Annotated in this window: 14 protein-coding genes; 6 read left to right on the top strand and 8 right to left on the bottom strand. The window is 65.0% G+C overall.

From position 1 onward, the window contains the following. Window positions 1-472: 472 nt before the first annotated feature. Window positions 473-781 (bottom strand): hypothetical protein, encoded by a 309-nt coding sequence (locus tag ACZBJS_RS34505; protein WP_229193518.1) that lies wholly within the window; start codon window positions 779-781, stop codon window positions 473-475. A 466-nt stretch (window positions 782-1,247) separates the two neighbouring features. Here ACZBJS_RS34505 and ACZBJS_RS34500 point away from each other — a divergent pair, with 466 nt between their 5' ends. Next, window positions 1,248-2,513, top strand: coding sequence for a S1C family serine protease (locus tag ACZBJS_RS34500; protein WP_253605153.1), 1,266 nt, complete (start codon window positions 1,248-1,250; stop codon window positions 2,511-2,513). A 147-nt stretch (window positions 2,514-2,660) separates the two neighbouring features. Here ACZBJS_RS34500 and ACZBJS_RS34495 read toward each other — a convergent pair whose 3' ends face one another. Beyond that, a complete protein-coding gene (locus ACZBJS_RS34495) occupies window positions 2,661-3,605 on the bottom strand; it encodes a metallophosphoesterase (protein ID WP_316398525.1) in 945 nt (314 codons plus the stop codon). Between the two features lie 82 nt (window positions 3,606-3,687). Next, entirely contained in the window at window positions 3,688-5,436 is a 1,749-nt protein-coding gene (locus ACZBJS_RS34490; protein WP_229193356.1) for a flavin-containing monooxygenase, read from the bottom strand. 211 nt (window positions 5,437-5,647) lie between these two features. On the opposite strand from ACZBJS_RS34490, the gene ACZBJS_RS34485 reads away from it, so the two are divergent. Beyond that, on the top strand, window positions 5,648-6,595 hold the full coding sequence (locus ACZBJS_RS34485) for a DUF1186 domain-containing protein (RefSeq protein ID WP_316398526.1): 948 nt from the start codon (window positions 5,648-5,650) through the stop codon (window positions 6,593-6,595). Window positions 6,596-6,662: 67 nt separating this feature from the next. Here the strand turns inward: ACZBJS_RS34485 and recQ are convergent, their stop codons facing one another. Beyond that, the gene (gene recQ, locus ACZBJS_RS34480) at window positions 6,663-8,531 is read right to left on the bottom strand and encodes a DNA helicase RecQ (protein WP_316398527.1); all 1,869 of its coding nucleotides are present in this window, start codon (window positions 8,529-8,531) and stop codon (window positions 6,663-6,665) included. Between the two features lie 131 nt (window positions 8,532-8,662). On the opposite strand from recQ, the gene ACZBJS_RS34475 reads away from it, so the two are divergent. Genes ACZBJS_RS34475 through ACZBJS_RS34465 form a run of 3 tightly spaced genes read left to right on the top strand, consistent with a single transcriptional unit; the run spans window position 8,663 to window position 12,716 of the window. Next, window positions 8,663-10,006 carry a c-type cytochrome gene (locus ACZBJS_RS34475; RefSeq protein WP_316398528.1) on the top strand — a complete coding sequence of 448 codons (1,344 nt, stop codon included), beginning with the start codon at window positions 8,663-8,665 and terminating at the stop codon, window positions 10,004-10,006. Continuing rightward, window positions 10,003-10,494, top strand: a complete 492-nt coding sequence (locus ACZBJS_RS34470) for a (2Fe-2S)-binding protein (protein ID WP_076834854.1) — start codon at window positions 10,003-10,005, stop codon at window positions 10,492-10,494. Before ACZBJS_RS34475 ends, ACZBJS_RS34470 begins: the two co-directional genes overlap by 4 nt. After that, window positions 10,491-12,716: a xanthine dehydrogenase family protein molybdopterin-binding subunit gene (locus tag ACZBJS_RS34465; protein WP_463439808.1), complete on the top strand. Its 2,226-nt coding sequence runs from the start codon at window positions 10,491-10,493 to the stop codon at window positions 12,714-12,716. Before ACZBJS_RS34470 ends, ACZBJS_RS34465 begins: the two co-directional genes overlap by 4 nt. 5 nt (window positions 12,717-12,721) lie before the next feature. Here ACZBJS_RS34465 and ACZBJS_RS34460 read toward each other — a convergent pair whose 3' ends face one another. Beyond that, window positions 12,722-13,942, bottom strand: coding sequence for a DUF2235 domain-containing protein (locus ACZBJS_RS34460; protein WP_316398530.1), 1,221 nt, complete (start codon window positions 13,940-13,942; stop codon window positions 12,722-12,724). A 64-nt stretch (window positions 13,943-14,006) separates the two neighbouring features. Beyond that, window positions 14,007-14,300: a hypothetical protein gene (locus ACZBJS_RS34455; protein WP_316398531.1), complete on the bottom strand. Its 294-nt coding sequence runs from the start codon at window positions 14,298-14,300 to the stop codon at window positions 14,007-14,009. A gap of 107 nt (window positions 14,301-14,407) precedes the next feature. Between ACZBJS_RS34455 and ACZBJS_RS34450 the strand changes: the two genes are divergently transcribed. Further along, window positions 14,408-14,935 carry a hypothetical protein gene (locus ACZBJS_RS34450; protein ID WP_210262845.1) on the top strand — a complete coding sequence of 176 codons (528 nt, stop codon included), beginning with the start codon at window positions 14,408-14,410 and terminating at the stop codon, window positions 14,933-14,935. Window positions 14,936-14,949: 14 nt separating this feature from the next. Here the strand turns inward: ACZBJS_RS34450 and ACZBJS_RS34445 are convergent, their stop codons facing one another. Next, window positions 14,950-16,326 carry a vWA domain-containing protein gene (locus ACZBJS_RS34445; RefSeq protein WP_316398532.1) on the bottom strand — a complete coding sequence of 459 codons (1,377 nt, stop codon included), beginning with the start codon at window positions 16,324-16,326 and terminating at the stop codon, window positions 14,950-14,952. A gap of 6 nt (window positions 16,327-16,332) precedes the next feature. Next, window positions 16,333-17,280, bottom strand: a complete 948-nt coding sequence (locus ACZBJS_RS34440) for an AAA family ATPase (RefSeq protein ID WP_021078095.1) — start codon at window positions 17,278-17,280, stop codon at window positions 16,333-16,335. Window positions 17,281-17,334 lie beyond the last annotated feature (54 nt).

Raw genomic sequence — 17,334 nt, 5'->3', positions numbered from 1 at the left:
CGCCGATGGGGACGGTCCTCCGGTCGGGCTACGCCCTCCCTTCGGTCCGCCCCCATCGGCGCAGTCTCACCTTGATTGTCGCTGAAGTCTCACCCTGATCGCCGCCGCGCAGTGCCAGCATACGCGATTGGGCTGCGACGTTCCGGACAATGGCGCGCTCGGGAGCGAGTAGCTTCACGGCCACATCATCGCACTGTGCTGCCATCGCTCGCATCTCTTCCGACGTCATGGTGTCGTATTAGAGGGCGCTTCGACCGGGCCTGCATTTGCCTATGTTTCAGCCCCAAGCCGGGGATTGTGCCGGAGATTCAGCCGCGAGCTTGCGGAGGATGGATCGCAACCACAGGAAGGGAGGCGCCGCTCTCATTTGGCGTGACGGCTAACTCGGAAGCAGAAGTGCGCGAGCGATTTGAATCGAGCTTGCGCCGATGGATCGAGATCATAAACGGAGAGGCCGCCAACTGAGGCGGCCTTACTCAACGACGCCTTTGATATCGGACCTTCGCCGGAACAGTTTTATTTGTCCGATCAGCGGTCGGATCAGATATTTTAGAACAAGGCCGAGACCTATGATCGACACCAGGATTGGCCAGTAGGCCAAGATCGCAAGAACGGCCAACCATTCCGGGCTGCGCTGCTCCCGCCAATACACCGACGCCGCGATGACGTGGGCCACCAATAGCGCGGCCCAAATAGCAAGCGCGACGATGACGGGCTCATCGAATGTCAACGCTTCCCACGCGGCTTCACCCGGCCCTGAAGGCGCACTTTCGCTTTCCATGGCTTGGTCGACCTCCCTCAGCTTCCAACCCCTGCGATGGCGGGCTTATTCCATCGGAATGCTAAGGGGGACGGTAGCGGAGGCTGGAACTCCGTTCACCCACGGAGAACCCCGGTAACACTTCTGCCCTGTGGAGCGAGAACACTTGGCGGATTGCAAAAGCCAGAACATCTGGCGTGCGACTCAGTAGTCTTGCCGAGAACATCGGCCAAGTTACGGTTTTCGTTAGCTTAATCGGAATTAAGACACTCCAAGATTCAACTTGGGACACGGGGCTTAAATACGGCCAGTACCTCGGTTGACATAGGAACATAATAGGAACATAGGTTCTGTAACCTGAGGGTGTGGCGATCGCCTCATCCGCGGCGGACTTGCGTGGCCGCAGGACCAAAGACCAAGCCGCGCACCACTTGCGGATGAATTTCGACGCCTCCTATGATGGGTTGTGGCTGGGGGAGTGCGCGTCATGAGAGTTGCGATCTGGGCGGCCGTTGCGGCCGCGTGGCTGTTTGCGTCTGCAACTCCGTCGAGCGCCCGCGGTCCCTACGGCTCGATCACGGTCGGCAACTGGAAGGGCGGCGCTTTCACCAACGACAAGAATGGCGCCTTCACCCATTGCTCGGCGGGCACCACCTATCAAAGCGGCATCTTCTTCATGGTGTCGATCGCCGAGAATGGCAGCTGGCGGCTCGGCTTTGCCCATGACAGCTGGCGTCTGACGCCGGGCGAGGCCTTTCCGCTGGCGCTGACCTTTGACGGCCAGCCGGCGTTCAACGTCTACGGCATGCCGCTCGGCACCCAGCTCGTGAATGTCGAGATGCCGGTGAATTCCAGTCTAATCAACCAGTTCCGCAAGGCGCGCCAGATGACGGCATTCGCGCAGGGACAATTGTTTCAGTTCAACCTCAATCAGACCGCGCAGCTGTTGCCGGCTCTGCTCAACTGCGTCGTCTCGGTGAAGAAGAACGGCGTCTCCAATGCCGGCGAGTTCGCGGTCGCGACAAAGCCTGCGGCGGCGCCGCCGCAGCAGGCTGCAGCACCCAGCGCGCCGCCGGCGAAGCAGGCGAGATCGGGGACCGGCACCGGCTTTGTGGTCAGCAGCAGCGGCCACGTCGTCACCAATCACCATGTCGTCGGCGGCTGCAGCGAGATCACGGGCAACCTGAGCGGCGAGGCGCCGGTCAAGCTGCGCCTGGTGTCCGATGACGAGACCAATGATCTCGCGTTGCTGCAGGCGCCGACCCCTTTCAAGGATGTCGTCAGCCTCAGGCAAAACCCCATCCTGGTCGGCAACGGCGTAGTGGCGATCGGTTATCCCTATCACGGATTGCTGACATCCGATTTCACGGTCACCACGGGCATTGTCTCTTCGCTGAGTGGCATCCTCAACGATACCCGTCATCTGCAGATCAGCGCCGCCGTGCAGCCGGGCAACAGCGGCGGTCCGCTGTTCGACCTTACCGGCGCGGTGGTCGGCGTGGTGGCTGCCAAGCTCGACGCGGTCAGGATGGCGCGGGCGACGGGGACCATCCCGGAGAACATCAATTTCGCGATCAAGACCGGCGCGCTGCGCGACTTTCTCGACAACAGCGCGGTGGCGTACCGGACCGCCGAGTGGCGCGAGGAGATGAAGAAGGAAACCGCCGAGATTGCCAAGAATGCGCGCGGCTACACGCTGCTGATCACCTGCACGGTGAACGAGCAGAGCGCGAGTGCGAAGAAGGGCAATTGAGACCTCCGCTACCGCTTTCTCCGCTGTCGACCATACGATTTTACCTGCGGCTGCGCGTCCGGGCAGCCGCCGGCTCCTTTGCATGGGGTTGTTTTCGATATTGGCAATGCGCGCCTGCGCCTGCCGCCTACGGGCGGGTATCAGAGCTCAGCGGTCGAGCCGCCGCAGCGAATGCACCGTGATCTCGGCCGGGCAGTTCAGCCGCACCGGCGCCAGGCTGGTGCCGGCGCCGGCCGATGTGTAGCCGGCAAGCGTGCCGAAGCGCCAGGCGCCTCGGCCCATCCGGCGCGGCAGCCGGGCCTCCAGCTTGATCGCGATGCCGCCAGGCAGGCAGAGCTGGCCGCCATGGGTATGGCCGCTCAGCATCAGGTCGAAGCCGGCCGCCGCCGCCGCGCGGTAGGATTCCGGCGTATGTGCCAGCAGGATCGAGAACGCATCGCGCGGGATCGCCGCGGCAGCCCTTGCAATGTCGTCGGTGCGGTAGAAGTGCGCGTCGTCGATCCCGGCGAGGTGGATCGTCGCGCCATCGCGCGTGATCGACTCCTGCTCATTGAACAGCATCCTGATGCCCATCGCCTCCAGCGCCGGCGTCATGCGGATGCTGTCGTGATTGCCGAGGATGCCGTAGAGCGGCAGCTTGATCCGCGCGCACAGATCCCGCATCAACGCGAGGCTCGTTTCAAACGGCCCATACGTCTTGCCGCGGTAGTCGCCCGTGAGAACGCAGATATCGCAGGCGATATCGCTCACGATGTCCATCAGATGCCGCATCGCGCGTTGGCTGATGTCGGCATGGAGATCGCTGAGCTGAAGCATGGCGAAGCCGTCGAAGGCCGCCGGCAGGCGCGCCGACGTCACCAGATTGTGCCGCACTTCGACCCTATCGGCATTACGCCGCGCGCGGCCGTGCAGGCCGGTCACCTTGAGCGCGGTCTCGATGATCCGCGGCGCCAGTTTCCAGTTCTCGACGTTGAACAGCAGCGTGCCCTGGCCGAACACCTGCTTCTCATGCGCGGCCTCGATCCCAAGCCGGCGCACGACGTGATCCGCGCCGATCCGCTCGACCAGTCCCTGCAATGCCGTGTCGGCCATCGTCCCCCGTGCGCTCCGCGATGCCAAGCGCGGACCGGCGCGACACTATCATGCGCAATCCCGGTGGGGATACCGCCGGCACTCAGACCACGGGAACCCGCTTCGCGGCGACCGCGGCCGGCGAGATCACCTCGATGTCGAGCGGTACCTGCCAGCGCTCGGTGAAGCGCACCTGCGGCGGTGCATTGCCGTTGCGCCCACCCTGCAGCACGAAGCCGTCGTAACCCGAGTTCATCACCTCATTGCACTTCTGCACATAGATCGGGAAGCCGCCGATATAGGGCATGAACACGCGGGGACGGCCCGGGATGTTGGCGCCGACATACCACGAGCTGCAGGTCGAGCGCAGCGAGACCGTTGAGACGTCGTTGACATGGGCGACCCAGGCGTCTTCGTCGTCGCGGACCGCCTCGATCGTGCCGGCGCCGATGTCGCGCATATGACTGATGCAATCCGCCAGCCAATCGACATGCTGCTCGATCGCCTGGATCATGCTGGCGAGCACCGACGGGCTGCCGGGCCCGGTGATCATGAACAGGTTCGGAAAGCCCTCGGAGGCAAGGCCGAGATAGGCACGCGGGCCCGCGCGCCATTTCTCGGCCAGCGTCTGCCCGCCGCGGCCGGTGATCGCGATCTTGTCGAACGAGCCGGTCATGGCGGCAAAGCCGGTGGCGGAGACGATCGCGTCGAACTTGTATTCGGTGCCGTCGACGACAATGCCTTCCGTCGTGAAGCGATCGATCGGCGTCGTCGACACGTCGACCAGCTTCACATGCGGCAGATTGTAGGTCTCGAAATAATTGGTATCGACGCAGAGCCGCTTGCAGCCGAACACGTTTCGCGGGCACAGCAATTCGGCGGTGGCGGGATCCTTGACGATGCCGCGGATCTTCTCGCGCGCGAAATCGGCGATGGTGTCGTTGGCGGCCTTCTCGAACAGGAGATCGCCGAACGCGCCGAGGAAGGGCAGGCCGCCGCGCTGCCACGCTTCTTCATATTGCTGCTCGCGCTCCCGCTCGCTCGCCTGCAAGGCGGGCTGGGCGTTGAACTGGAAATAGAAGCCGGTCGGGCGCGCGCGGGCCTTGGCGCGCAGCTCCGGATAATGCGCCTTGGCCTCCTTGAGATATTCGGCCGACAGCCGCTCGTTCCACGCCGGCACCGACCAGGTCGCGGTGCGCTGAAACACGGTGAGCTCGGAGGCCTGCTGCGCGATGATCGGGATCGACTGGATCGCCGACGAGCCGGTGCCGATCACGCCGACGCGCAGGCCGCTGAAGTCGACACCCTCATGCGGCCATTCGCCGGTGTGATAGATCGGCCCGCGGAAATCCGCCATGCCCGGGAAAGCCGGCCGGTTCGGCGCCGACAGGCAGCCGACCGCCATGATGCAGAACTTTGCGGTAACCCTGTCGCCGCGGTCGGTCTCGATCAGCCAGGTGCCTGCCTGCTCGTCGAAGGTCGCCGCGGTGACGCGGGTGTCGAACACGATCTGGCTGCGCAGATCGAAGCGATCGGCGACGTGATTGGCGTAGGCGAGAATTTCAGCCTGCGGAGAATATTTCTCCGACCAGCTCCAGTCCTGATCGAGTTCCTCGGAGAACGAGAAGGAATATTGCAGGCTCTCGACGTCGCAGCGCGCGCCGGGATAGCGATTCCAGTACCAGGTGCCGCCGACGCCGCCGCCGGCCTCATAGACCCGCGCGGTGAAGCCGAGTCCGCGCAGCCGATGCAGCATGTACATGCCGGCGAACCCGGCACCGATCACCACGGCATCGAACGTTCCGGTCTCGGCAGGGCGCACAGTTTTGCGCGCGGTGCTCTCCTGAGCCATGGGCCGTCTCTTCCCTATATCGTTATGTCTTGTCCGCGCCTCGTTGGACGCGGTAGGCAAAGATTAGGGCGAGGGCGGCGCGGCCCGCAAGCAAGCGTATTGCCGTCCAGCGAATAGCTCCTATGCTGTCTCTGGGAGAAGATGGGGATAAGCGGTGATCGGGTAGTTGTTCTGTCGTGACCGTTCATCTGCCCGCGAAGATCGAGGTCTCATGAAGAAGGAAGAAGTAGAAGCTATCTTCGAGTTGGGCGATTTGGGGCCGATCGAAGACTATCTTGAGGCCGTCGCGACCGAGAAACAATTGCCTGCGGCCGCAGTCGGAATGTGCCTGATCAGAATGGAAGAAGCGGCCCCCGCGCTGCGCGCCATCGTCGCCCGGGCAGGGAACGGCGAGGAACTGTCCGACGATGAGGCCAGGCTGCTGTTCCGAGGTGTCTATATCCTCGGTGGAACTCGTGACACGGATGTTTGCCGCGACCTGCTGCGACTGCTGCGCAGACCCGAAAGCGAACTTGATGACCTGTTGGGTGACTGCCTGACCGAAAGCATGGCGCGCATTGTCGCGGGTGTCTTTGACGGGGATGTCGACGCCTTGTTGAGTCTGGTCGTGGATCAGTCCGTCGATCAATTTGCGCGCGAGCAGGTTCTCGGCGCGGCCACCTTCCTCACATGGAATGGGATGATCGGGCGGGAGCGCATGCAGCGCCTGCTCAAAGCATTCCACGAGCAAAACCTGGCGGATGACGAGAACCATGCCTGGTACGCGTGGCAGCAGGCAATTGCCCTCCTGGGGCTGCGCGAGCTGGCGCCCTTGGCGTATCGCGCTTTCGATGACGGGCGTATACCCGATTGGATGACAGAACGCCGCGAGTTCGACGAAATGCTCGTCGATGCCGAGCAGCGACCCGAGGAAATCGCACGATTCGAGGAAGTTGGCCTCGGCTATATCAAGGATGCGGTCCAGGAAATGGAAGGGACCGACTACGGCTACAACGAGACCTTCGACGATCTGGACGCCCCCTTTGGGGACGATCTCGATACATTGTGGAGCCACACCGAACCCGTGAGGAATCCCTTGCGCCATGTCGGGCGCAACGACCCATGCCCGTGCGGCAGCGGCAAGAAATACAAGAAATGCTGTCTCGCTGACCAGCGTTGAGCTGCGGCTCCCTCGGTCTCAGCGCCGGCCAAAGCGACTGTCGTCGCTTCGGCGTCGAGAGGACCGGTCACGCTCCTGTCGTCTTCACGATGCGGATCAGCTCGTCGCCGTAATGCTCGAGCTTCTTGTCGCCGATCCCCGCGATGTTGCGCAGCTCGCTGAGCGTGTCCGGCCGCATCGCGGCGATGCCGTCGATGGTGGAATCGTGCAGCACGACATAGGCCGGCACGCCGCGCTGGCGCGCGACATCCGAGCGCCAGGCGCGCAACGCCGCATGCAACGCGGGATTTGCGACGCCACCCGGGCTGTCGGCCGCTGGCACAAGCTCGCCGCGGCGCGACTTGCCGCGGACCGCGCGGTTGCGCGCGCCTTCCGGCTGCTCGCGCAGCATCACCGCGGTCTCGCCCTTCAGCACGCCGCGGGCGCTGTCGGTCAGAACAAGCGCGCCGAAGGCATCGCTGTCGGCGCGCAGATGGCCCATCGCCACCAGCTGGCGCAGCACCGCGCGCCATTGCTTCTCGTTGAGCTCGCGGCCGATGCCGAACACCGACAGCTGGTCGTGGTTGAACTGCTTGACCCGTTCGGTCAGCCGCCCGACCAGCACGTCGATCAGGTGCATGGCGCCGAAACGTTGGCCGGTGCGGTAGACGCAGGACAGCAGCTTTTGTGCGAGCACCTTGCCGTCGCGGACGCGCGGCGGCGTCAGGCAGTTGTCGCAATTGCCGCAGCTATCCTCCGCGCGGGTCTCGCCGAAATAGCCGAGCAAGCGCTGCCGGCGGCAATGCACCGTTTCAGCCAGCGCAACCAGCGCGTCGAGCTTGCCGACCGAGACGCGCTTGAAGGCGTCGGAGCCGGTCGATTCATCGATCATGCGGCGCTGCTGCACGATGTCGGACAGGCCGTAGGCCATCCATGCCGCCGACGGCTTGCCGTCGCGGCCGGCACGCCCGGTCTCCTGGTAGTAGGCTTCGATGCTCTTCGGCAGATCGAGATGCGCGACGAAGCGCACATCGGGCTTGTCGATCCCCATGCCGAAGGCGATCGTGGCGACGATCACGAGCCCGTCCTCGTTGAGGAAGCGGTCCTGATGTCGGGCGCGCACGCCGGCATCGAGCCCGGCATGATAGGGCAGCGCCGGAATGCCGGCCTCGCTCAGCGCCGCCGCGACGTCCTCGACCTTGGCGCGGGACAGGCAATACACCACGCCGGCGTCGCCGGCATGCCGCTCCTTGATGAAATTCTTCAGCTGCGTGGTCGCATTCTGCTTGTCGACGATCTCGTAGCGGATATTGGGCCGGTCGAAGCTCGCGACGAATTGCGGCGCGTCGGTAAGCTGCAGCCGCTCGGCGATCTCCCTTCGGGTCAGCGCGTCCGCGGTCGCGGTCAGCGCGATGCGCGGCACCTTGGGGAAGCGCTCGGCGAGTGCGGACAGGCCGATATATTCCGGGCGGAAGTCATGGCCCCATTGCGAGACGCAATGCGCCTCGTCGATCGCAAACAGCGCGATCTGCGCCTGGCCGAGCAGATTGAGGCAGCGCGGCGTCAGCAGCCGCTCCGGCGCCACATAGAGCAGGTCGAGATCGCCGGCGAGCAGCCGCCGCTCGACCTCGGAGGCTTCCTCATAGGACAGCGTCGAGTTCAGCACCGCGGCGTTGACGCCGGCTTCAGTGAGGCCCGCGACCTGGTCGCGCATCAGCGCGATCAAAGGTGATACCACGATGCCGCAGCCGTCGCGCAGCAGCGACGGCAATTGGTAGCACAGCGACTTGCCGCCGCCGGTCGGCATCAGCACCAGGCAATTGCCGCCATCGGTGACGTGACGGATGATGTTTTCCTGCGCGCCGCGGAAGCCCGACAGGCCGAACACGGAACTGAGCACGGACAGCGCATCGCGAGACGGGGCGGATGCGCGATCGAGGGCGGGCTGGGCGGTCATGATCCCTTGCGCGATCCCTTTGGGATTTTCAGGATTCCTTGAGGTCAACAGGCGGTGATCGAGGTCTTCTGGCCGAACGATACCGGAACGAAAGGTGTTAATACACGTCCCAACAACAAACTCAATTCAGCATGACTGGTCAGCTGCGGATCATCACAGGCATTGCCGCGATCGTGCTGGTCGCGGGCGCGGCGGCGGCCTTTGCCGTCGCCTGGCGGCCGCAGATTGCCGCCATTGCGCCGCCGCGGGCCGATACCTTCGACCCCGATGTGGTCAAACGCGGCCGCGAACTCGCCGCGATCGGCAATTGCAACACCTGCCATACCGTGCAGGGCGGCGCGACTTATGCCGGCGGGCTCCCGGTTCCAACGCCGTTCGGCATCGTCTTCTCATCCAACATCACGCCGGATGCCGAAACCGGCATCGGGCGCTGGCCGGAGGAGGCGTTCGTCCGCGCGATGCGCTCCGGCGTCGCCCGCGATGGCCAGCATCTCTACCCGACCTTTCCCTATGACCATTTCACCAACGTCTCGGATGCGGACGACCGGGCGCTGTATGCGTTCCTGATGACGCGGCAGCCGGTCCACGCGTCGCCGCCGGCGAATCAGCTTTCGTTCCCGCTCAACTATCGACCGCTGATTGCAGGGTGGAAGCTGCTGTATCTGCGCAGCGGCGATGCCCCTCAGGACTCGGCGAAGGGCGCGGAATGGAACCGCGGCGCCTATCTGGTGGAGGGGCTCGCGCATTGCGGCGCCTGCCACACGCCGCGCAACGCGCTCGGCGCCGAGCGGGTGAATGCGCAGTTCTCCGGCGGCGAGGTCGACAATTGGCACGCCTACGCGCTGAACGACACCTCGCACGCCCCGGTGCGGTGGACCGCCGACGCGCTCTACGCCTATTTGCGCCACGGCTGGCAGGCCGATCATGGCACCGCGCGCGGGCCGATGGCTGAAGTGGTCGGCAATCTGGCGACGGTGCCCGACAGCGACGTGCGGGCCATCTCCGTGTACATGGCCGATATCTCGGGCGCGCCGGCGCCGGATCGCAAGCGGCCGGCCGACGTCGTCGCACAATCGTCTTCCGATGATGCGGCACAGACCCATGCGGCCGGCGCAGCGATCTATGCCGCGGCGTGTGCCTCCTGCCATGAGGGCAACCGCGCGCTGCCCTACGGCGGCGTGAATCTCGCGCTCAGCACGGCGATCGCAAGCCCCGACCCGCGCAACCTCCTCAATATCGTGCTGTCGGGCGTTGGCGCCGTCGAAGGCGAGCGCAGCCCGATCATGCCGGGCTTCGCCAGCAGCATCGATGATACGCAGATGGTCGCGCTCACGGCCTATCTGCGCGAGCGGTTCGGCAAGCGGCCGGCGTGGGCCAATCTCGACAAGGCGGTGCGCGATGCGCGGGCGGTGCAGGCCACGTCGCTTGCGGCGCGCGACACGCCGGCGGAATCCAGACAGCGAGGCAAGCCATGATGACATTGAAGGTCAATGGCAGGGATCATCAGGTCGATGCGGAGCCGGATACGCCGTTGCTCTATGTGCTGCGCAATGATCTGGCGCTCAATGCCGCCAAGTTCGGCTGCGGGCTCGGGCAATGTGGCTCCTGCACGGTGATCGTCGACGGCAAGGCGGTGCTGTCCTGCGTCACGCCGCTGGTCCTGGTCGAGGGCAAGCAGGTGACGACGCTCGAAGGGCTCGGCACCGTGGCCGCGCCGGCGCCGATCCAGCGCGCCTTCATGGAGGAGCAGGCGGCGCAGTGTGGCTACTGCATCGCCGGGATGATGATGCGCGCGCAGGCGCTGCTGATGCGCAACCCGAAGCCATCGGATGCGCAGATCCGCGCCGAGCTGGAGCCCAATCTCTGCCGCTGCGGCACCCATATGCGCATCCTGCGCGCGGTGCACCGCGCCGCCAGGTTGATGGATACGGCCGACGCCGCAAGCGACAGGAGCGTCCGATGACCGCGCCGGTAATTCTCGATCGCCGCAGCGTGCTGGCCGGCGGCGGTGCGCTGATTGTCAGCTTCTCGCTGCGCCATGCGGTGGCGCAGGAGCAGAAGGCTGCGCAGGGCCCGGCGTTGCCGGGCAGCCTGGCCAAAACGCCCAATCTGGATTCCTGGATCCGTATCGATGCCAATGGCCAGGTCACGGCCTTCACGGGCAAGGCCGAACTCGGCCAGGGATTCCGCACCGCGTTCCAGCAGATTGCGGCCGAGCAGCTCGATATTCCCTTCGATGCGCTGAAGGTGATCACCGCCGACACCAAACTCACGGCGAACGAGGGCTACACGTCCGGCAGTCATTCGATGCAAGACAGCGGCACGGCGATCCTGCATGCCGCAGCGCAAGCGCGCATGTTGCTGGTGGCCGAGGCGGCAAAGCGTTTCGGCTTGCCGCCCGACGGCTTGCGAACCGAGAATGCGGCCGTCGTTGCTCCCGATGGCCGGCGTCTGGGCTATGGCGAGCTTGTCGCCGCGGACATGTTGCACGTCCAGGCGCAACCGACATCGAGCCTGAAGGATCCGGCGAGCTTCAAGGTGATGGGCCAGCCGGTGCCACGCGTCGATATTCCGGCCAAGGTCACGGGCGGCGCCGCCTATGTGCAGGACATGCGGCTTCCCGGCATGGTGCATGCGCGCGTGGTGCGCCCGCCGAGCTACGGCGCGCAGCTCGTGGAATGCGACACGGCCGCGATCAAGAAAATGCCCGGCGTGATTCAAATCGTGCGCGACGGCAACTTCCTGGCCGTGGTGGCGGACAAGGAATTTTCGGCGGTCAAGGCCATGCACGCGCTGGCTGCCGCGGCGAAGTGGCGGGAGAGCGCGAAGCTGCCGAACCAGCACGATCTGGCCAACGTGCTGACCACGCTGCCCTCTCAGGATTTCGCGATCTTGCAGCGTAGCGATCCCACGGTGAGCGGCGCGCGGTCGCTCGAAGCGACCTATGCGCGGCCTTACCAGTCGCACGGCTCGATCGGGCCGTCCTGCGCGGTCGCGCAATTCGTCGACGGCGCGATGACGGTGTGGACGCACACGCAGGGCGTCTATCCCGACCGGCAGGCGATCGCCGAGATGCTCGGCATGACGCCCGCCAGCGTCCGCCTGATCCATGTCGAAGGCTCCGGCTGTTACGGCCACAATGGCGCCGACGATGCCGCGGCCGACGCCGCGCTGATCGCCCGGGTGCTGCCAGGGCGCCCAATTCGGGTGCAGTGGATGCGCGAGCAGGAGCACGGCTGGGAGCCCTATGGCCCGGCGATGGTGACGAAATTGAGCGCGTCGCTCACGACCGACGGCAAGATCGCCGACTGGAATTTCGCGGTGTGGAGCAATACCCATTCGATGCGGCCGGGCGGCGCCGGCGCGCTGCTTGCGGCCCAGCACATGGCGCGATCATTCGCGGTGCCGGCACCAAAGCCGTTGCCGCTGCCGGAGGGTGGCGGCGATCGCAACGCGATCCCGATCTACAATTTTCCGAACGCGCATGTGATGCATCACTTCATCCCCGCGATGCCGCTGCGGATCTCCGCGATGCGCGCGCTCGGCGCCTATCACAACGTGTTCTCGACCGAGAGCTTCATGGATGAACTGGCCGATCTCGCCGGCGCCGATCCGGTCGAGTTTCGCCTCAGGCATCTCGACGATCAGCGGGGCCGCGCGGTGGTCGAGAAGGCCGCGGAGGAATTCGGCTGGACGCGCGGACAGCAGCCGCTGCGAAATCACGGCTACGGCTTTGCGTTCGCGCGCTACAAGAATCTCGCCGCCTATTGCGCCATCGCGTCCGAGGTCGAGGTCGATCGAGAAACCGGGCGGGCCCGGCTGGTGCGCGCGGTCGCCGCCGTCGACGCCGGCCAGGTCGTCAATCCGGACGGCATCACCAACCAGATCGAGGGCGCGATCGTGCAGTCGACCAGCTGGACGCTCTATGAAAGCGTCACCTTCGACGAGACAAGGATCACCAGCATCGACTGGCAGACCTACCCGATCCTGCGCTTCAATGCGGTGCCCGACAGTATCGCCGTCCACATCATCAACCGCCCCGGCCAGCCGTTCCTCGGCAGCGGCGAGACCGGGCAGGGCCCGGCCGCCGCCTCGCTCGCCAATGCCATCGCGCATGCAACCGGCAAGCGGCTGCGCGAGCTGCCGCTCAGCCGCAAACGGATCAAGGACGCGATCGACGCGTAATGCGGTCAAGCCGTTGCAGCGGGGGGAGCCGGGGGCGGCGTCATCGGCTCGACGTTGTAGGTCATCGGCATATTGATCGGCTTGTAGGCCGGATCCTTCTCCATGCGCTCCAACACCGAGGCATGGATGGTCGCGCCGTCCGCAATCGGCCGCGGCTCGCCGCGCGGCAGATAGAAGCCGAGGAAGGATTTCCGCTCCGACCATTCCTTCCATTTGTCGCTCTTCGGAATCCATTCCAGGATTTCCCAGGCGGCGGTCAGCGAATTGTGCAGCGGAGCGGTCGCGCTCGGCGGCACATATTCGTGCTTGTGCGGCGGCAACGGCATCCCCCAGGCGAGATGATCGATCAGCGCCTGATCCATGTGCAGCCCGGCTGCCTTGGCCTGCTCGAGCATCCAGATCAGCGGAAACTTCGACGGCCCGCTCTGGTCTTCCGGATAGCCGCCGCCGACGTCGGAGTGCACGCCGGCAAACCAGACCTGGCGGATGTCCTGCTCCACCTCCGTTGCCGGATCGAATGGATCCGAGCGAAATTTCTGCGGCTCGATCCAGCGATTGAGTCGGAACATGCGCCTGCGCTCGTCGATCGAGATCGCCTGGCGGAACCGTTTGACGCTGGAATTGGTGCGGGTGAACAGCAGCGTCTGGAGGTCGAACAGGAAATTGTCCTGTCGCGGCACGATGATCGAGGCCACGGTGTCCCAGACCCCGACGAACTCGATGCCGATGTTGCGGCCGCCGGCAATCTGGCTGAAATGCCAGGCTTCCTTCAATGGAGCATAGTCGAACGTGCCGTCGGATTTCTGGGCGTCGGAGCTGGCTTTTTTGTAGGTGCCGAAGGCGTAGCTCGCGAGGTCGAGCTGGTCGACGGGCAGCAGGCCCATCACATGGACGAAGGCCGCGAGCACGCGCACCGTGTAGGCACCGCGGCTGAAGCCGAACATCCAGACCCGGTCGCCTGGCTCCCACGCCCGGCACAGGAACAGGTAGGCGCCGAGCGTGTCCTGGTCGAGACCGGCGCCGAAGGCCAGCCCGAACAGGCCGCGCATCTGCTGCTTGAAGCGGCCCCAGGCGTTTTGCAGGCCGATGGTGCCGAGGCCGGGGTGATAATAGATCCGCTGCCGGTCATTCTTGTCGGCGACGCGGAACAGCTTCAGCACGTTGGAAATATTGTCACCGATCTCGTTGCCGGTGCCGTCGCAACAAATCACAATATCCTTCGGCATCCGTTGCCCTCGCGGCCGCCGTGAAAATTCGTGGCCTCTATGTACGGCAGAATGCGGTGAAAATTCAATCTCCAATTGAAGACGGTTCTGTGGCGGCGGCGTGACCGCCGGTGGTGCCGGGTAGCGAAGCGCGATGCGCGCCGGCGTTGCCTGCCGTTGGCTTTCGAATTGAATCTCGCCACAGCCGGCCAAAGCTGCGCCAAGGACGGCATCGCTTCAGCTCGCCGATGCCCGGCCGTGACGGAGTGTCCGTGAGAGACCCAATTGCGGTTCGCGATGCTTTGGGCCAGCCGCCAATGGCGCTCTCAAAATTCAATTGCAACACTTCGGAAAAGATGGAAATCTGCTCGTCGATCATTGCTATATGCGTCGACATTTTCTCCCTTTCAGGGACTCCGCGGTGCACGCGATCATCTTTCCTGCGGCTTCCCGCAGCTTCCTCAGCAGCAACAGGAACAGGTCGGCATGAGCCCTCAAGCTCTCGTGACGGCCATTCTCTTGGGACTTGTGGTGGTGGCGTTCGGGCTGTTCTGGTGGGTCGGCAGCTATTCCGATCGCGTGTTCGCAAGCAGGTTCCGCACCCGCTTTCCGGAGAAGACGCTGAGCTACACCGGCGACCAGCTCGGCGAGCTGGTGCAGTCCGATCTGCGGATGAAATATGTCTTTCCGATCCTGTTTCCGCTCGACCTGATCGTCATGCTGGCGCTGGCGGGTGCGATGGGGGCGGCGTCATCGCACTGGCTCAGCCGGATCTACCCGTCCGCTGCGTGGCTCGGCCTGGTCGTGCCGGCGGTGTACCTGCTCAGCGACCTGATCGAGGATTGTCTCCTGGTATGGCTGCTGCTGCACGGCGACCCGCATGCGGCGGCGCGGTCTGTCTCGATCCTGAAGGCGATCACGACGATCAAGCTGGTCGGCATCTTCGCCTCGATCGCTCTGACATTGGCTGCGTTCGTCGGGTGGCTGTTCCACGGCGAGTCGCTTGCCATCTAAGTGCGGCGGGCGGCCTATTGATAGGTCGCGACGATATCCGACACGGCACGCTCGAGCTGCTGCGCGGTCGCGCACTGCCGCAACACGCTGCAGAAGGTCGCGTAGCGCGGCATCTCGGAATCGCCAAAACCCCAGACCATGCGGCCCTCGGGATTGAGCCAGACCAGCCGTTTGGAGCGCTCGCCGATCCGGCGCAGGATGTCGGCGCGCGGATCGAGGTTGTTGCTGCGGGCGTCGCCGAGCACGATCACCGTGGTCTGCGGCGTGATCGCGCTCATCCAATTGTCCTCGAAATCGGCGAAGGAATTGCCGTAGTCGGACGAGCCGAAGCCGACCTTGGACATGATCTCCTTCATCGCCTCTTCCGGCGATTTCGATTCCAGGATGTCGCTGACCTCGATCAGGTGGCCCGAGAAGGCGAATGAGCGGACGTCGTCCACCACCTCGTGCAGGCTGTGGATCAGGAGCAGGAAGAAGTCCGAGACGCGGGCGACCGAGCCGGAAACGTCGCACAGCGCGACGATCTTCGGCCGGTCGCGATGCTTGCGCTTCCAGGCGGTGAGGAAGGGGACGCCGCCCCAAGCCGCGTTGCGGCGCAGCGTGCGGCGGACGTCGAGATGACCGCGGCGCTGGCGCTTGCGCGGCTTGGAGTAGCGCTCGCGCAGCCGGCGCGCGATCTGGCGGATCAGCGCGCGCATCTGCTCGACCTGCCGCGGCTCGATCCGCGCCAGCGGCGCGTTGCGCAGGATCTCGTTGCGCAGATTCTCCGCTTCCTCGCGCCCGTAGAGCAGCAGGGCCTGCGAGACCGCGTCGCGAACGGTGCCGCGCAGGCCGTTGAGCGCCTCCTGCAGCCGTTCGGCGAGCGCGGGATTGCGCGTGGTCTGGTCGTCGATGTCGTCGCGCAGGCGCTGGATCCCCATCGCATCGAGGATGCGGGTCTGGAAGATGCCGCGCTGGGTGAAGTAGCGGATATCCGGCAGCGAGGCGGCGCCGGAGGCGTTGGCGATCGCGCTCGATATCGCGGAGCGATCCTGCGACAGCAGCATCTGCGCCAGCGGCCCGACGTTCTCGCTGGCGGCGCCGCCCGACGCATCGCCATGCTCGTCGGCCGATGGGTTGGCACCGGATTCGCTGCCGTCGTCGGTCTTGCTCTGCTCGGCTTCCTCCTGCTGCGGCTCGGGCTGGCTGAAGAACAGGTCGAAGCATTCGCCGAGCGCGCGCTTCTCGTCCTGGGTCTTGGCCAGCGTCAGCAGGAAGGTGTCGCGCAGGATGTCGCGATCGGCAAAGCCGACCTGGGCGACCGCCCGCATCGCATCGATGCTTTCGGCGGGCGAGACCCGGACCCCGGCTCCCCGCGCCGCACGAAAGAAGCGATGCAGGTTCTCGCGCATCTTGGTTTAGCTGAACACGCCCTGGCGCGACGCCTTGGCGATGAAGGACGAAATCTGCGGTGTCGCGGCCTCGATATCGGCCTCGTATTTCAGGAGCACGTTGAGCGTGTCCTTGACGATCTCGTGGTCGAGCTCGCTGGCCTGCAGCAGCACCAGCACGCGCGCCCAGTCGATCGCCTCGCTGACCGAGGGCAGCTTCTTCAGGTCGAGCGAGCGGATCTCGTGGATGAAGCCGACCATCTGCTTGCGCAGCGTCTGCGAGATGCCGGGCACCCGGCTCTCGACGATGCGCTCCTCCAGCTTCTGCTCGGGGAAGCCGATGTGCAGATGCAGGCAGCGCCGCTTCAAGGCATCGCCAAGATCGCGCTCACTGTTCGAGGTCAGGATCACGGTCGGCGGCGCCACCGCGGAGACGGTCCCGAGCTCGGGGATCGTGACCTGGAAGTCCGAGAGGATTTCCAGCAGCAGCGATTCGAATTCGGCATCCGACTTGTCGATTTCGTCAATCAGGAGCACGCAGCCGGCCGGCTGCTCCAGCGCCTGCAACAGCGGCCGCGGCTCGACGAATTCCTTGGAGAAGAACACATCGCCGAAGGTGTGGAGCTGGTCGAGCGCAGCCGCCAGCGACTGTGCGCCGCCGAGCACCTCGCCGAGCTTGTCCTTCAGGATCTGGGTGTAGAGCAGCTGCTTGGCGTATTTCCACTCATACAGCGCCTTGGCCTCGTCGAGGCCCTCATAGCATTGCAGGCGGATCATCTTCATGCCGCGCCATGCGGCGATCGCCTTCGCCAGCTCGGTCTTGCCGACGCCGGCAGGGCCCTCGACCAGGATCGGCTTCTCGATCTGCTGCGACAGATAGACCGCGGTCGCGATCTGCCGGCTCGCAATATAGCCTTGCGCGGCGAGGCCGCTTTCCACGGCCTCGATCGAGGCGGTGGGCCTGGTGTCAGCCACGAGGATCAGCTCCGAATTTGCCTTGAACTCGGACCTGTTCTGCGCCCGTTGCGG

Source organism: Bradyrhizobium sp. KZN70725, from assembly GCF_055264925.1.
This window is presented reverse-complemented; position numbering and strand designations above follow the sequence as displayed.

Coding starts and splice junctions, on each gene's coding strand:
- ACZBJS_RS34455 (WP_316398531.1), bottom strand. CDS start 14,300: ATGATCGACGAGCAGATTTCCATCTTTTCCGAAGTGTTGCAATTGAAT.
- ACZBJS_RS34450 (WP_210262845.1), top strand. CDS start 14,408: ATGAGCCCTCAAGCTCTCGTGACGGCCATTCTCTTGGGACTTGTGGTG.
- ACZBJS_RS34495 (WP_316398525.1), bottom strand. CDS start 3,605: ATGGCCGACACGGCATTGCAGGGACTGGTCGAGCGGATCGGCGCGGAT.
- ACZBJS_RS34475 (WP_316398528.1), top strand. CDS start 8,663: ATGACTGGTCAGCTGCGGATCATCACAGGCATTGCCGCGATCGTGCTG.
- ACZBJS_RS34460 (WP_316398530.1), bottom strand. CDS start 13,942: ATGCCGAAGGATATTGTGATTTGTTGCGACGGCACCGGCAACGAGATC.
- recQ (WP_316398527.1), bottom strand. CDS start 8,531: ATGACCGCCCAGCCCGCCCTCGATCGCGCATCCGCCCCGTCTCGCGAT.
- ACZBJS_RS34505 (WP_229193518.1), bottom strand. CDS start 781: ATGGAAAGCGAAAGTGCGCCTTCAGGGCCGGGTGAAGCCGCGTGGGAA.
- ACZBJS_RS34445 (WP_316398532.1), bottom strand. CDS start 16,326: ATGCGCGAGAACCTGCATCGCTTCTTTCGTGCGGCGCGGGGAGCCGGG.
- ACZBJS_RS34490 (WP_229193356.1), bottom strand. CDS start 5,436: ATGGCTCAGGAGAGCACCGCGCGCAAAACTGTGCGCCCTGCCGAGACC.
- ACZBJS_RS34470 (WP_076834854.1), top strand. CDS start 10,003: ATGATGACATTGAAGGTCAATGGCAGGGATCATCAGGTCGATGCGGAG.
- ACZBJS_RS34465 (WP_463439808.1), top strand. CDS start 10,491: ATGACCGCGCCGGTAATTCTCGATCGCCGCAGCGTGCTGGCCGGCGGC.
- ACZBJS_RS34500 (WP_253605153.1), top strand. CDS start 1,248: ATGAGAGTTGCGATCTGGGCGGCCGTTGCGGCCGCGTGGCTGTTTGCG.
- ACZBJS_RS34485 (WP_316398526.1), top strand. CDS start 5,648: ATGAAGAAGGAAGAAGTAGAAGCTATCTTCGAGTTGGGCGATTTGGGG.